Origin of the sequence: Pseudomonas sp. A-R-19 (assembly GCF_019956575.1) — a bacterium.
Taxonomy (GTDB): Bacteria; Pseudomonadota; Gammaproteobacteria; order Pseudomonadales; family Pseudomonadaceae; genus Aquipseudomonas.
Window position 1 is genome coordinate 41,654 of the sequence record NZ_JAHBDR010000031.1, and the last position, 15,493, is coordinate 57,146.

11 protein-coding genes are annotated in these 15,493 nt (G+C 62.6%); 4 read left to right on the forward strand and 7 right to left on the reverse strand.

The features are described from left to right. Positions 1-16: 16 nt before the first annotated feature. Genes selB through fdnG form a run of 6 tightly spaced genes read right to left on the reverse strand, consistent with a single transcriptional unit; the run spans position 17 to position 8,996 of the window. Positions 17-1,924: a selenocysteine-specific translation elongation factor gene (gene selB / locus KGA88_RS02665; protein WP_223588747.1), complete on the reverse strand. Its 1,908-nt coding sequence runs from the start codon at positions 1,922-1,924 to the stop codon at positions 17-19. Beyond that, a complete protein-coding gene (gene selA / locus KGA88_RS02670) occupies positions 1,921-3,351 on the reverse strand; it encodes an L-seryl-tRNA(Sec) selenium transferase (RefSeq protein ID WP_223588750.1) in 1,431 nt (476 codons plus the stop codon). Before selA ends, selB begins: the two co-directional genes overlap by 4 nt. 51 nt (positions 3,352-3,402) lie before the next feature. Then, positions 3,403-4,329, reverse strand: coding sequence for a formate dehydrogenase accessory protein FdhE (gene fdhE / locus KGA88_RS02675; protein WP_223588754.1), 927 nt, complete (start codon positions 4,327-4,329; stop codon positions 3,403-3,405). A 3-nt stretch (positions 4,330-4,332) separates the two neighbouring features. Beyond that, positions 4,333-4,998 carry a formate dehydrogenase subunit gamma gene (locus KGA88_RS02680; protein ID WP_110660707.1) on the reverse strand — a complete coding sequence of 222 codons (666 nt, stop codon included), beginning with the start codon at positions 4,996-4,998 and terminating at the stop codon, positions 4,333-4,335. Next, positions 4,995-5,930: a formate dehydrogenase subunit beta gene (gene fdxH, locus KGA88_RS02685; protein ID WP_102701380.1), complete on the reverse strand. Its 936-nt coding sequence runs from the start codon at positions 5,928-5,930 to the stop codon at positions 4,995-4,997. Before fdxH ends, KGA88_RS02680 begins: the two co-directional genes overlap by 4 nt. Then, positions 5,931-8,996 (reverse strand): formate dehydrogenase-N subunit alpha, encoded by a 3,066-nt coding sequence (gene fdnG / locus KGA88_RS02690; RefSeq protein WP_223588757.1) that lies wholly within the window; start codon positions 8,994-8,996, stop codon positions 5,931-5,933. Between the two features lie 323 nt (positions 8,997-9,319). Here fdnG and KGA88_RS02700 point away from each other — a divergent pair, with 323 nt between their 5' ends. The 4 genes from KGA88_RS02700 to KGA88_RS02715 all read left to right on the forward strand — a co-directional run bounded on the left by KGA88_RS02700 (position 9,320) and on the right by KGA88_RS02715 (position 13,588). Next, the gene (locus KGA88_RS02700; protein ID WP_223588762.1) at positions 9,320-10,474 is read left to right on the forward strand and encodes a MalY/PatB family protein; all 1,155 of its coding nucleotides are present in this window, start codon (positions 9,320-9,322) and stop codon (positions 10,472-10,474) included. Positions 10,475-10,683: 209 nt separating this feature from the next. Continuing rightward, on the forward strand, positions 10,684-11,541 hold the full coding sequence (locus KGA88_RS02705) for an SDR family oxidoreductase (protein WP_110659173.1): 858 nt from the start codon (positions 10,684-10,686) through the stop codon (positions 11,539-11,541). Between the two features lie 74 nt (positions 11,542-11,615). Continuing rightward, entirely contained in the window at positions 11,616-12,227 is a 612-nt protein-coding gene (locus KGA88_RS02710) for a Yip1 family protein (protein WP_110659175.1), read from the forward strand. Next, complete coding sequence (locus tag KGA88_RS02715; RefSeq protein ID WP_110659177.1) at positions 12,227-13,588, forward strand: cation:proton antiporter; 1,362 nt, start codon at positions 12,227-12,229, stop codon at positions 13,586-13,588. Before KGA88_RS02710 ends, KGA88_RS02715 begins: the two co-directional genes overlap by 1 nt. Here KGA88_RS02715 and KGA88_RS02720 read toward each other — a convergent pair. Then, positions 13,566-15,485 carry a PAS domain-containing sensor histidine kinase gene (locus tag KGA88_RS02720; RefSeq protein ID WP_223588766.1) on the reverse strand — a complete coding sequence of 640 codons (1,920 nt, stop codon included), beginning with the start codon at positions 15,483-15,485 and terminating at the stop codon, positions 13,566-13,568. The genes KGA88_RS02715 and KGA88_RS02720 overlap by 23 nt on opposite strands. Between the last annotated feature and the right edge of the window lie 8 nt (positions 15,486-15,493).

Consider the following 15,493-nt stretch of genomic DNA (forward strand, 5'->3'; position numbering starts at 1 on the left):
AATTCCTGCGCCTGAATCAGGGCTCGTTGCGCCGGGCCAACGCACTGTCCAGGCGAATCTGCCGTCGATCGCCAAAACGCCGGGTCAGGCCGATACGATCAAAGTACTCCAGTATCTGGATACTGCGCTTGCGCCCCAGGCCCACCGCATCACGAAACGCCGCCACCTGGATCACCGGGTTGGCGTCCGCCAGTTGCAACAGCATAGCCGCCAATTGGTGGATCATGCTGTCGGTGTAAAACAGATCGCGGACCACTTGATGGAGCAGCCCCAGCCGGGCCATTTTGAGCAGCAATGCGCGGGCGGTTGCCTCCTCATGCCCGAGGTTGCGCACCCAGGGCGGGTCGAAACCGGCTTGGTCGAGCAACGGCTGCAAGCGTTGCCACAAGGCTTGATCTTCTTCGCTCAAGCGCACCTGATGTTCGGGCAGGTGCAACCACGGCCCTCTGCTGGCAATAGCGCCACTGGCCAGCAGTTCATCGAGCAGGCTGATAAACCTCGGGCGCTCCAGCGTGCTGCCGGCAAATCGGCGCAGGCGATCGCGGTCTGGCCCCATTTGATCCGGTTCGAGCTGATGAAAGCGTGCGAGGTGTTCCAGCACTGCGGCCTTCAAGGTTTCCCAACGACTCGTACTGAACAGCACCGCGCCTTGGCGGGTGTCGATCAAGCGCACGCCAGCGGGCAACACCCAACGGTCGCGCGGGCGGTTGAATTGTCGCTCCAGGCGCCGCGGATCGAACCCGGTGTCGCTGTGGGCCAGCAAGGCCGGCAGTACCTCTTCCAGACCGGCGCTGTTCGCCAGCTCGGCCAGTTGCGCCAGCCGTTCCGGACTGCGGCGCTGGCGTGTCGGGGCAAACGGATCGAGCACCCGGCCGCCGCCCAGCGTGCGTTGGGCACTCTGGTCGCGCAGGATCAGCGGATCGCCCTTCACCGCATGCACGGGTGTATTGAGCAGCAGTTGCGCAAACATCCGCCCGCCGGGGGCCAGGCTGGCGCCCTCCAACAAGGCCACTCGAGCGGTGACGTCCTGGGTGCCGAGGTGCACGTGCACCGGTTGAAAGTGATCGAAGGCCCGGGATTCGCCAGGGAGTAACTGCATATCGATGTCCAGGCGCTGGGTGGGCGCATACAAGCCCTCGGCCAGCAACCAGTGACCGCGATGGATGTGCTCCAGCGCCAGCCGATCGGCACTCAGGTTCAACGCCACGCGCTGGCCGGCACGGGCGCGGTCGGCGGCCTGGTTTTGCGCATGCAGGCCGCGAATGCGCACTGGTTTGCCTTGTGGGCCCAGCAGCAGGGTATCGCCCACCGCGACCTGGCCGGACAGCGCCGTACCGGTCACCACGATACCGGCCCCGGCCACGCTGAAGGCCCGATCGATCGCCAGGCGAAAACCACCTTCGGTGCTGCGTTGCGACACCTGCCGTTGTGCGTCGAGCAACGCCTGGCGCAGGGTTTCGACGCCCTCACCCGTCACGCTCGACAACGCCAGCAGCGGCGCATCGGCATACGGCCCCGGTGCCAGTAACGCGCCCACCTGCTCACGAACGGCCTGCACCCGGTCGCCGTCGACCCGGTCGCATTTGGTGATGGCCACCAGCGCCCGGGGAATGCCGAGCAACTCGACAATCGCCAAGTGCTCGCGGGTCTGCGGCATCACCCCGTCATCGGCGGCCACCACCAGCAACACCAGATCGATACCCTGCGCTCCAGCGAGCATGTTGTGGGTGAAGCGTTCATGCCCAGGAACGTCGATGAAACCGGTCAACTGCGCACCCGGCTCCAGCGCGGCATACAGGTAGCCGAGGTCGATGGTCATGCCGCGTTCACGCTCTTCCCGGCGCCGGTCCCCGGCCTGGCCGGTCAGTGCCTGGAGCAGCGCCGTCTTGCCATGGTCGATGTGCCCTGCGGTGCCGACGATCACCCTGCCCGGCCCTCCACTTGCAATTGATCGAGTTGCGCCAGCCATGCCGGCTCGTCGTCCAGTTGCCGCAGGTCCAGCCACAGGGCGTCATCGTCGATACGCCCGAGGACCGCAATCGGCAAGGCGCGAAAGGCTACTTCCAACGTCAACAGCGAGCGCCCGCGCAAGCGCTTGGATGTCAGTGGGCGCAGACACAGCGCGGCGCTGGCCAGCCGCGCTACCGGTTGGCTGCCGCTGCCGATCATGCCCAGTGCCGGCATGGCGCTGACGCTCCAGCCATTGCCCAGCACCCGGGCCAGCGCTGGCTGCAAGCGCTCGGCCTGGGCGAGGATATCGGCCTGTGGCCGGGTCAACAGGCGCAGGCTCGGCAAGCGCTCGGCCAGTCGCTCCGGGTTGCGATACAGACCCAACACCGCTTCCAGCGCAGCCAGGGTCATTTTGTCGACCCGCAGCGCACGCTTGAGCGGGTTCTTCTTGATCCTGGCGATCAGTTCCTTGCGGCCGACAATCAGCCCGGCTTGCGGCCCACCGAGCAGTTTGTCGCCACTGAAGGTGACGATGTCCGCGCCATCGAGCAGCGCCTGGCGTACCGTCGGTTCGGCGGGCAAACCCCAACGGGTCAAGTCCAGCAGGCTGCCGCTGCCGAGGTCTTCGAGCAGCGGCAGACCGTGCAGGTGGGCCAGTTGCGCCAGTTCGGCGGTCGGCACGCTCGTGGTGAAGCCCTGGATGCTGTAGTTGCTGGCATGCACGCGCATGATCAAACCACTGCGCGGGCCGATCGCGGCCTCGTAGTCGCGGGCATGGGTGCGGTTGGTGGTGCCGACCTCATGCAGCTTCACCCCGGCGCGGGCCATGATGTCGGGGATGCGGAAGGCGCCGCCGATTTCAATCAGTTCGCCCCGGGAAATAATCCCTTCCTTGCGCGCGCCCAGGCTGTTGAGGCTCAAGAGGACCGCGGCAGCATTGTTGTTGACCACAGTCACGGCTTCGGCGCCGGTCAGTTCGCGGATCAGGCCCTCGATCAGGTCGTCGCGATCTCCGCGCTTGCCGCTGCGCAAGTCGAATTCGAGGTTGAGCGGATAGCGCGCGGCCATTTGCACCGCTTCAATCGCTTCTTCGGGCAACAGCGCGCGGCCGAGGTTGGTGTGCAAGACCGTGCCGGTGAGGTTGAACACCCTGCGTACATGGCTGCGATGCTGCACTGCCAATCGCTCCCCGACCCTGCCCGCCAGTACCTCAGGGCTGACTTCAACCGCTTCGAGCAAACCCTGCCGTACCCCTTCGCGCAATTCATCCAGCAATAGCCGCAAGGCACCCAGCAACGTGTCGCGTCCATAGCGCTCGGCCAGTGGCAGGCACGCGGGATGACGCAACAGACTGTCAATGGAAGGTAGACGCAGGGGTTGGCTGGCACCGCGTGCAGACATCTGGCGCTCCTGAAAACGAATGGCCGTCGCGCCAGAGTGTAGACGCTGCGGTTACTCGTCTCCCGGTGCCAGCAACAGATTGGGTGCCAGGCGCTGATAACCGTCCTGCGCCAGGCGCATGTCGAGCATCAGGCTGGACAGGTCCGCCGACAACGCCTCAGCGTCCGCATCGTTCTCCAGATAGAGCAACTTCAGATAGCTGTTGCAACCGGGGCAGACTTCGGCGCGCAACGGCGCCTGGTTGGCGGCATGGCGGTCATCTTCCAGGCTGAGGTATTCCAGGCCCTTGCTCTGCTCGCAATACACGCACTTGACCCGCACCACATGCCACTCGCAGGCACACAGCGAACAGACCAGATAACGCAAGCCATTGTGCTTGCCGCGATGGCGGATGACCCCGGCCATGGCCGGCGAGCCACAGGCCGGGCACTGGCTGAGGCTGTCGCCGGGGGTCAGTTGCAGATTGGGCGTGCTCAACAGCCAGTGGCTCCAGGCGGTTTGCAACGCCGCGCCGAGAAACGGCACCAACGCAGCCGGCACCAGCGAATACTGGCCGCTGACCAACGCCACCGCCCATGCGCGGCGTTGCCCGGCACTGGTCAGGCGCAAGGTTTGTACGGCATCGGCCACGACGGATGGCGACGGTGCGCGATAGCGCTGCAGCAAGGCATCGAGGTAAAGCTGCCAATCATCTTCACGCGCCAGGCTGTCGGCCGCGAACGGCGGCAAGCCGTGTTGCTGGCACAACTCGATGCGTTGTCGGTCAAGGGGGTCGCTTGAGGGCGGGTCGTCCAGCACCTGTTGCTGCACCCGGCACAATCCGGCAATCAGGCGCAGGTAATCGGTCAGCGCGTGCCCTTCGGCCAGTTGCTCCAGCCGTTGAGCGCGCAGGCTGAACAGGTTGTGCGGTGGCATGTACAGAAACGGCGGCGAACTGGCCGCCGCTTCGATTTCTCCGGGTTCGAGGATGGTTGGCAAATGTCAGCCCTTCTTGGTGATCGGTCGCGAGGGAGCTTCGTCGCGGGTCTCATCTTGAGTCACTTGGCGATACCAGAGTTCGTGGTGTTTTTTCGCCCAACCGCGGCTGACCCAGCCATGCACCATGGCGCTGACGGAGCCCTTGATCCAGATGCCTGCGTAAATGTGGATGATGATGCTCAGAATCAGCACAAACCCGGCCAGTGCGTGCAACAGCATGGCCCAACGGATCACGGTAATGCCGAAATAAGCGCTGAAATACGCACGCCAGATCACCAGCCCGGTGAATAACAGCCCCAGCATGCACAGCAGTAAAGTCCAGAACAGCAGCTTCTGCCCGGGGTTGTACTTGCCGATGGGCGGGACGCCCTCCTCCTGGTTCAGCATCACCCGGTCGATGCGCTTGAGCCAAAGCCGATCGTTGGCGATGAAGTAGTTGGCGCGCCAAAAGCGAATCACCAGGCCAAGGAACAACAGGAACATCAGCACGCCCATGAACGGATGTAGGATGCGTGTCCATGGCCCGCCGCCGAACAGGTTGCTCAGCCAGAACAGTGCCGGGTGGAACAGCGCCAGCCCGGACAACCCGGCCATGAAAAACAGAATCGCCACCAGCCAGTGATTGGTGCGCTGGTTGCTGGTGTAGCGCAGGATCGTCTTGTTGCTCATGGCCTGCCCTCCCCACGGGGATCGAAGGTGTGCACCGACGGATCGACTTCATGCACGGCGTTGTCCGGCGGCTCCGGATGCTCATCCTCTTCGACGATTTGCGGCCCGACGCGCACGTAGTGGAAGAACCCGGCCAGCACCGCCGCGCCCATGGCCAGCAGCGCCAGTGGTTTGCTGATGCCTTTCCACAACCCCACCAACGGACTGATCGCCGGGTGATCGGGCAGGCCGGCGTACAGTCTTGGCGTATCGGCGTGGTGCAACACGTACATCACGTGGGTGCCACCCACGCCTTCGGGATCGTACAGGCCGGCGTTCTCAAAGCCCCGGCTCTTGAGGTCGACGATGCGCTCGGCGGCATGCTCCTTCATGTCGTCCTTGGAGCCGAACACGATGGCACCGGTCGGGCAGGTTTTCACGCAGGCCGGTTCCAGCCCTACCGCCACCCGGTCCGAGCACAAGGTGCACTTGTAGGCCTTGTGATCCTTCTGCGAGATCCGTGGAATGTTGAACGGACACCCGGTGATGCAGTAGCCGCAGCCGATGCAATGGTCCTGATCGAAATCGACGATACCGTTGGCGTGCTTGATGATCGCACCGGGGCTGGGGCACGCCGCCAGGCAACCGGGTTCGGCGCAATGCATGCAGCCATCCTTGCGGATCAGCCATTCGAGGTTGCCGGCGTCGGTCTCGTGCTCGGTGAAGCGCATCAAGGTCCAGGTTTCTGCGCTGAGGTCCTGCGGGTTGTCGTAGGTACCATGGTTGTGGCCGACTTCGTCGCGCAGCTCGTTCCATTCCGAGCAGGCCACCTGACAGGCCTTGCAGCCGATGCATTTGGTGGTGTCGATCAGCTTGGCGACTTCCTCCATGCCGCGCACCGAGGGCGCGGGTGTGGTGGTGGCCGAGCGGGCAATGATGTCTTGGCTGGCCATTTAGACTTTCTCCACGTTGACCAGGAATGACTTGGATTCCGGGGTCTGGGTGTTGCCATCGCCGAGGAACGGCACCAGGGTGTTGGTCAGGTAACCGTGCCGCGTGAGGCCGGTAAACCCCCAGTGCAGCGGAATGCCGATCTGGTGCACCACCTGATTGTTGACCTGCAGCGGTCGAATCCGCTTGGTCACCACCGCTACCGCTTCAATGAAGCCACGCTTGCTGCTGACCCGTACCCGGTCGCCCGCGGCGATGCCTTTTTCCTTGGCCAGCACTTCGCCGATTTCCACGAACTGCTCGGGCTGGGCAATCGCGTTGAGCTTGCAGTGCTTGCTCCAGAAGTGGAAATGCTCGGTCAGCCGGTAACTGGTGGCGGCGTACGGGTAGTCCTTGGCCACGCCGAGGGAATCCCAGACCGAATCGAAGATCCGCGCCGCCGGGTTGCTGGTGGCTTTCTTGTTGTTCGGGTGCAGCGGGTTGATCCCGATTGGCGTTTCGAATGGCTCGTAGTGCTCGGGGAACGGGCCTTCGTTCATCTTGTCGACGGCGAAGAACCGCGCCACGCCCTCGGGGTTCATGATGAACGGGTTCATCCCGGCTTCCGGCGGCACGTCGGCCTTGTAGTCCGGCACGTCGGTGCCAGCCCAGGCTTTGCCGTTCCACCACACCAGGCGTTTTTTCGGGTCCCATGGCTTGCCTTGCAGGTCGGCCGAGGCGCGGTTGTAGAGAATCCGCCGGTTGGCCGGCCAGGCCCAGGCCCAGCCTTGGTGTTGATGCATGCCGTAAGGATCGGCATTGTCGCGCCGGGCCATCTGGTTGCCGAGTTCGGTCCAGCTGCCACAGAAAATCCAGCAGCCGGACGCCGTGCTGCCATCGTCCTTTAGCTGGCTGAATCCGGCCAACTGCGCGTTGGCCTTGATCGCAGCGCCCGTGGCGTCGGTAAAGTCCACCGTGGCTGAGCCGTTGATTTCCTTGGCCAGTTCTTCCGGCGAAGGTTCTTCGGGGATCTTGTACGGCCACGTCAACTTGAGCAGAGGGTCGGGAAACTTGCCGCCATTGGCCTGGTAGCGCTGGCGCAGACGCAGGAACAATTCGCTCATGATCCGAATGTCGGTGCGCGCTTCGCCAGGGCCGTCGGCGCCCTTCCAGTGCCATTGCAGCCAGCGGCTGCTGTTGACCAGCGAGCCGTCCTCCTCGGCAAAGCAGGTAGTGGGCAGGCGAATCACTTCGGTCTGGATGTCGGCGCTCTTGACATCGTTATACGGCCCGACCTTTTGCCAGAACTCCGAGGTCTCGGTGGCCAGCGGGTCCATCACCACCAGCCACTTCAGCTTGGCCAGCGCCAGCATCACGCGGTTTTTGTCCGGCAGTGCAGCGATAGGGTTGAACCCTTGGCACATGTAGCCGTTGACCTTGCCTTGCCCCATCAGATCGAACACCTTGAGGATGTCGTATTGGGGGATGTCCAGCTTCGGCAGGTAGTCGTAGGCCCAATTGTTCTCGACCGTGGCATTGGCGCCGTACCAGGACTTCATCAGGCTGACGTGGAACTTGCCGTAGTTCTGCCAATAGGACAACTGCCCCGGGCGCAACGGTTTCTGCGTGCGCTTGACGATGTAGGCGTTGTAATCCTGTTCGGCATCGCCCGGCAGCGTGAGGTAGCCCGGCAGTGAGTTGGACAACAGCCCAAGGTCCGTCAGCCCCTGGATGTTGGAGTGGCCGCGCAAGGCATTCACGCCCCCGCCCGGCATGCCGACGTTACCCAGCAACAGTTGCACCATCGCCGCGCTGCGGATGATCTGCGCGCCGATCGAGTGCTGGGTCCAGCCCAGCGCATAGAGGATGGTCATGGTCTTGCCGGGTTGCGAGCAAGTGGCGATCTCGTCCCAGATCTTCTGCATGGCATCGACCGGCATGCCGCAGATCTGGCTCGCCAGGTCGATGTTGTAGCGGCTGTAGTGCTGCTTCATCAATTGATAGACGCAGCGTGGGTCCTGCAAAGTCGGATCGACCTTGGCAAAACCGTCCTCGCCGAGTTCATAACCCCAGCCGGATTTATCGGTGTACAGGCGTTTTTCGGCGTCATAGCCGCTGAAGATCCCGTCCTCGAAGCCATAGCCGGCCCTGACGATGAACGACACGTCGGTGTAGTTGCGCACGTATTCGTGCTGGATCTTGTCCTCGGTCAGCAGGAAATTGATCAACCCGCCCATGAAGGCGATGTCGGTGCCGGTACGGATCGGCGCGTAGTAGTCGGCCACCGAGGCGGTCCGGGTAAAACGCGGGTCGACCACGATCAGCCGCGCCTTGTTGTGCGCCTTGGCTTCGGTCACCCATTTGAAGCCGCACGGATGCGCTTCTGCTGCGTTGCCGCCCATCACCAGGACCAGATTCGCGTTGGCGATATCGGTCCAGGTATTGGTCATGGCACCACGGCCGTACGTCGGGGCAAGACTTGCCACCGTCGGGCCGTGTCAGACACGCGCCTGGTTATCAAACCCCAGCATGCCGAGACTGCGCACCACCTTGTGGGTGATGTAGCCGGCTTCGTTGGACGCCGCCGAGGCCGCGAGGAAACCGGTGGTCAGCCAGCGGTTCACTGTTTGGCCCTGGGCATTTTTCTCGATGAAGTTGGCGTCACGGTCGGCCTTCATCAGGTCGGCGACGCGATCGAGGGCTTCATCCCAGGAAATGCGGGTCCACTCAGTGCTGCCGGGTTTACGCACCTGCGGATATTGCAGGCGCCCGGGACTGTGTATGAAGTCCAGCAGGCCCGCGCCTTTGGGGCAAAGGGTGCCGCGGTTGACCGGGTGGTCGGCGTCACCTTCGATATGGATGATGTTTTGCGCGACATTCTTGGCCGTATCGCCCTGGCTGTACATGATCAAGCCGCAACCGACCGAGCAATACGGGCAGGTGTTGCGGGTTTCATGGGTGTGGGCGAGCTTGAAATGACGCACCTGTTCGGCAAAGGCAAGCGTCGGGGCCATGCCCAACGCACCCAGGCTAGAGCCTGCAAGGCCGATACCGGCGACCTTGAAGAACTGACGACGGCTGAGATCCATCGTGCACTCCTGATCAGGTGGGACCCGGTACGTGGCCGGGCCTTTTTGAACAAACACGGTTTCGGCAGTCTGGCTGCCGACACTAAAAACTTTAGTCAATGCTGTCGAATTCACCATGACAGCCGACCGTCGGCCCCTCTGCCCGGGGTTGATACAAAACCTGTGGGAGCGGGCTTGCTCGCGAATGCGGTGTGTCAGTCAGCATTGATGTCGGCTGACACGCCCTCTTCGCGAGCAAGCCCGCTCCCACAGGGGGGGTGTGCAGACTTGCTTGCGCGCTTATCATGGCCGGCATGATTAACCCCGCCTTCACGAGATCCCGCATGACTTTCGATTTTGATCAGGTGTTCGACCGCCACCACACCGGCAGCACCAAGTGGAGCCGCTACCCGGCCGATGTGTTGCCGATGTGGGTCGCCGACATGGATTTCGCCGCGCCGCCGGTGATCATCCAGGCCCTGCAAAAACGCCTGGAACACCCGATGGTCGGCTACAGCGTGGCCCAGGATGACCTGCGCGAGGCCATCGTCGCCGACCTCTGGAACAAGTACGCCTGGCGCGTCGAACCGCAAGAGCTGATCTTCCTGCCGGGCGTCGAGTCGGGCTTCAACATGGCGTTGAAGGCCCTGGTGCAGGCGCCACAGAACGTCGTCGTGCAGGTGCCCAACTACCCTCCGCTGCGCCACGCCCCCGGGCATTGGGGCCTGAACAAGGTCGAACTGAGTTTCGATGCGCAAGCCGATGGCACCTACACCACGCCGCTGGATACCTTGAGCCAGTCGTTGCAAGGTGGCGGCGCGTTGCTCCTGAGCAACCCGCACAACCCGCTGGGCAAGGCCTTCCCCCGCGCAGAGCTGCAAGCCATTGCCGACATTTGCCTTGAGCAGGATGCCTGGATCATTTCCGACGAGATCCACGCCGAGTTGTGCTTCGACGGCCGCACACACATTCCGATGGCCACCTTGAGCCCGCAAGTGGCCCAGCGCACCATCACGCTGATGTCGGCGAGCAAGGCCTACAACATCGCCGGCCTGAAGACCTCGTTCATGATCATCCAGGACCGCCACCTGCGCGAGAAGGTCAACCACGCCCGTTGCGGCATGGTCGACAGCGTCAATCCGCTGGGCATGGAAGCCACCCGCGTCGCCTACAGCGAAGCCGCGCCCTGGCTGGCCGAGCTGAAGACCTACCTGCAAGGCAACCGCGATTTCCTCGCCGAGGCCGTGCGCACTCGTCTGCCGGGCGTCACCATGAACCTGCCGCAAAGCACCTACCTCGCCTGGCTCGACTGCACGGCCCTGGGCCTGGACAATCCGCAACAGTTCTTCCTCGAACAGGCCAAGGTCGGTTTGAGCGCCGGCCTGGACTTCGGCGATGACTGCCAGCAGTTCGTGCGCCTGAACTTCGGCTGCCCACGGTCGTTGCTGGAAGAAGGCATTGCGCGGATGGAGCGCAGTTTGCGCAATCTCAAGGCCTGATCGATCCCTGTCGGAGCGGGCTTGCCCGCGATGGACTCAAGAGCGCCGCGTTTATTCAGCAAACACGCGTTATCGTTAGCGACCATCGCGAGCGAGCTCGCTCCTACAGGGAGATTGGTGTTTTTTCGATATCGAAAATCCAGTCGAACTCCAGCCAAAACGCCAGGGTCAACCTTCTGACACCCTGGCCTCGAGACTGGAGATCGATGATGACCGACTATCCAAAACCGCCCTTCCCCAAACAACATCAGCCGGTTCCCGGCACTCAGCGCACCATGGACCCCGTTCCGGATTGCGGCGAGCATTCCTATAAGGGCACCGGTCGCCTGGCCGACAAAATCGCCTTGATCACCGGCGGCGACAGCGGCATTGGCCGTGCGGTCGCCATCGCCTTCGCCCGTGAAGGCGCCGATGTGGCCATCGCCTACCTCAACGAACATGAAGACGCCAAGGCAACCGCGCACTGGATCGAACAGGCCGGCCGTCAGTGCCTGTTGCTGCCGGGAGACCTGGCGCAAAAGGCACACTGCCAGGCCCTGGTGGAGAAAACCGTGGAGCGCTTTGGCCGCATCGACGTACTGGTCAACAATGCCGCGTACCAGATGACGCATGACAGCCTCGAAGACATATCGGACGAGGAATGGGTGATGACCTTCGACGTCAACATCACCGCCATCTTCCGGATCTGCCAGGCAGCCCTGAAACACATGAAGCCCGGCAGTTCGATCATCAACACCAGTTCGGTCAATTCCGACCTGCCGAACCCGACACTGCTGGCCTACGCCACCACCAAGGGCGCGATCGCCAATTTCAGCGCCGGCCTCGGGCAAATGCTTGGGCCCAGGAACATCCGCGTCAACAGCGTCGCCCCCGGACCGATCTGGACGCCGTTGATCGTCTCGACCATGCCTGAGGAGACGGTACAGAACTTCGGCGCCAACACCTCCCTTGGGCGGCCGGGCCAACCCGTGGAAGTCGCGCCGATCTACGTGCTGCTGGCCTCGGATGAGGCCAGTTACATCACCGGCCAGCGCTACGGCGTCACCGGCGGCAAACCGATCCTGTGACCGCGTCGAAAAATTGAACCGGCGACGTCCTCCGGCGCTCCACAGCGTATAGACACTGATCGCTGGAGGTCGTCATGTCCGCACCCATTGTCAAACTGTTCACTCAACCGAACTTCGCCTGGCTGGATATCCGCAAGGAAGAAGAAGCCCATCCACGTCATTACCTCGCGCATCTGTTGCTGCTGGCCCTGATTCCCGCCGTCTGCCTGTTTTTCGGTACGACTTACGTGGGCTGGAGCCTGGCGGAAAACGAAACCGTGCGGCTCAGCACCCACAGCGCACTTCAACTGTGTGTGTTGCTGTACCTGACCATCGTTGCCGGCGTCGTGGTCATCGGCGCGTTCATCCGCTGGATGTCTCGCACCTTCGAGGCGCAGCCAACGCTCAATCAATGCATCGGCTTTGCTGCCTACATCGTAACGCCGTTCTTCATTGCCGGCCTGGCAGGCCTGTACCCCAGTCGCTGGCTGGCGATTGCGGTGCTGGCGGCAGCATCGGCTTATTCGACGTTCCTGTTGTTCATCGGCTTGCCGACCTTCATGCACGAGCGCAAGGAGCAAGGTCTGCTCAACGCCGCCTGCGTGTGGGGTGTCGGGTTGTTGGTGTTGGTAACGATCCTGGTCACGATGATCCTGGTGTGGTTCAACGTGCTCACCCCTGAGTACCTGCGCGCGCCTGTCGGTTGATGGGCTTCACGGCGTGGGTGGCGGTGCTGGGCGCCGTATTGCTGACACTGGCGCTCACCTCGTCCTACTTGCGCTGGTTGCCCGTGACCACCTCGGCGGTCTGTCTGGTGCTGGGCGTGGCCATCGGTCCGTCGGGCCTGGGTTTGCTCAGGCTGGATATCAAGGACGCCGCCTTCTGGATGGAGCATCTGTCGGAAGTAGCGGTGCTTTTTTCCCTGTTCGTCTGCGGGTTGAAGTTGCGCTTGCCCCTGGGCGATCGCCGATGGCGGGTGGCATTTACGCTGGCGGGACCGGTGATGATCCTGACGATTGCCGGTGTGAGCCTGTTGCTGCATTTCGGGTTTGGATTCGCCTGGGGGCCATCGCTGTTGATCGGGGCGATTCTGGCACCCACCGATCCGGTCCTGGCCTCCCTGGTGCAGGTCAGCGATGCCAAGGACTACGACCCGGTCAGGTTCGGGCTCACGGGCGAAGCCGGTCTCAACGACGGCAGTGCATTCCCTTTTGTCATCCTCGGTTTGCTGATTCTGCAACAAGGTGAGCACGCGGGTCCATGGCTCGACGAATGGGCGCTCAAGCGGCTGCTATGGGCAGTGCCCGCCGGATTGCTGACCGGTTACTGGATGGGGCGCGGTATCGGCCGCCTGACCCTGTTCATGCGCATCAAGAATGCCGACAGCACCTTTTCCCCCAATGATTACCTGGCCCTGGCCTTGATCGCACTGGCCTATGTCGTGGCCGAAACCCTTCAGGGCTACGGGTTTCTCTCGGTATTCGCCGCCGGCCTTGGCTTGCGCCAGGCCGAGGTCAGTACCAGCAGTGACACCCGTACACCGGCCGAACATCTGGTCCAGCCGGTGGTCGGTCATCAGCATGTCGAACCGGAGGCGGCCGTGGCCGGCAATGTCGACCACCTGGAAGACAAGCAAGTCGCCGCCGGGATCATGATGGGCGACATGCTGTCGTTCGGCAGCCTGGTGGAACGGGCCATGGAAGTGTTTCTGGTGACCTTGCTCGGGGTCGTGCTGACTGCACACTGGGACTGGCGGGCGCTGGTGGTCGCGCTGATGCTGTTCGCGGTGATTCGTCCGCTGATGGTCTGGCTGATGCCATGGGGCTCGCTGCTCAACGGCCCGCAACGCTGGTTGATCGGCTGGTTCGGCATTCGCGGCATCGGCAGTTTCTACTACCTGTTCTACGCCTTGAACCACGATCTGTTGCCATCAGTGGCCACCTTGTGTGCCGACCTGACGCTCTCGGTGGTAGCCATGAGCATCCTGCTCCACGGCATCAGCACCCAGCCGATGCTGGCCCGTTATGAACAGCACAATCGCCGCGTCATTTCATCGCCTGGGCAATGATCTCGACCAGGTTGAGTTGGGTAAATGGCTTCGGCAAGCGCGGCAAGTGAGCGGCAAAGCCTTCCAGGCGCTCGGCATAACCGGTGGCGAGGATGATCGGCACATTCGGCCGTATGATCCGGATGGCATGGGCCAGTTGTGCACCATTCATTTGCGGCATGGCCATGTCGGTTATGACCAGATCGATATCCGGCTCACTGACAAACAGCTCCAGCGCCATGGCACCGGATGCCGCACTGATCACCCTGTGTCCGAGGTCTTCGAGCAGCAAGCTGGTGCTGGTCAACACCAGGCTGTCATCGTCGACCACCAGTACGCTTATGCGCGGCACGCTCACGGCCTGTGTTTCGACGACAGGTCGGGTCGCTGAATCCCGGGTGGCGACCGGCAGCCACAACTCGGCCGTCGTACCCTGGTTCTGGTTGCTTTTGAGGATGAAGCGCCCACCCAATTGTTCGATAAAACCGTGGACCATCGACAACCCCAGGCCGGTGCCCTTGCCGACGCCCTTGGTGGTGAAGAACGGGTCCATTGCCGAGGCCAGCGTGGTTTCATCCATGCCCTCGCCGGTATCGGTCACACTCAGGCAAACATAACGCCCCGGCGCAAGGGATGAGGTGGCGCTGTCGTTCACTGCATCGGTCCTGGCACTGAAGATGATGGTCCCGCCGTTGGGCATGGCATCACGGGCATTGGTCGCCAGGTTCAATACCGCCAGCTCAAGCTGGTTGAGGTCAGCCATCACCGGTTCGAGACCCTCGGGAAAGCGCGTTTCGACGTTCACCGAAGGCCCGAGGGAACTGCGCAATAGCCCGGAAATGCCTTCCACCAACGCCGGTATCCGCACAGGTTCCGACTTGAGTTCCTGGCGTCGGGCAAACGCCAGCATGCGCTGGGTCAGGGAAACACCGCGCAAGGCACCTTGGGTGGCGTTGTCGATCAGGCGGGTAACTTTTGCATCTTCTGTCACCCGTTTCCGTACGATCTCCAGATTGCCGAGGATCACCGTCAGCAGGTTGTTGAAGTCGTGGGCGATCCCGCCGCTGAGCTGGCCGATGGCCTGCATTTTCTGCGCCTGGAACAAGGCTTCGCGGGTTTGCTCCAGAACCTGCTGCGCGTGCGTGGCCTCAGTGATATCCCGGGTAATCTTGGCAAAACCGAGCAATTTGCCGGTGTCCCCCCTGATCGGATCGACAATCACATGGGCGAGGAACCGCGTTCCGTCCTTGCGCATCCTCCAGCCCTTGTTTTCAAAGCGCCCCTCACGGACCGCGATCTCCAGTGTCCGTTGCGGCTCGCCGGCAGCGCGATCCTCCGGGGTGTAGAACATCGAAAAGTGCCGGCCGATGACCTCCTCCGGCAAGTAACCCTTGATGCGCTGGGCGCCGGGGTTCCAGTTGCTCACCCGACCATCCGGGGAAAGCATGTAGATCGCATAGTCGGTAACGCTCTGCACCAGCAGGCGGAACTGTTGTTCGCTTTGCTTGAGGACTTCCTCGGCCATTTTGCGATCGGTGAGGTCCCGGGTGATCTTGGCGAAACCCAGCAAGGTGCCCGACGGATCGAGGATCGGATCGATCACCACGTGGGACCAGAAATGCGTGCCGTCCTTGCGCACCCGCCAGCCTTCTCCCTCGAAACGTCCTTCACGGATCGCCGTGTCCAGTGCCCGCTGGGGCAAGCCGGCACGGCGGTCCTCATCGGTGTAGAAGCGCGAGAAGTGCTCACCGAGGATTTCGGCCTCCTCATAGCCCTTGAAACGCCTGGCGCCGGCATTCCAACTGGTAATGATGCCGTCCGGATCAATCATGTAGATCGCGTAGTCGATCACCGCATCGATCAATAGCCGAAAACGGCCGTCTTCGATGGCACTGACCTTGTTTCGATCTTCGCTCATTGATCCCA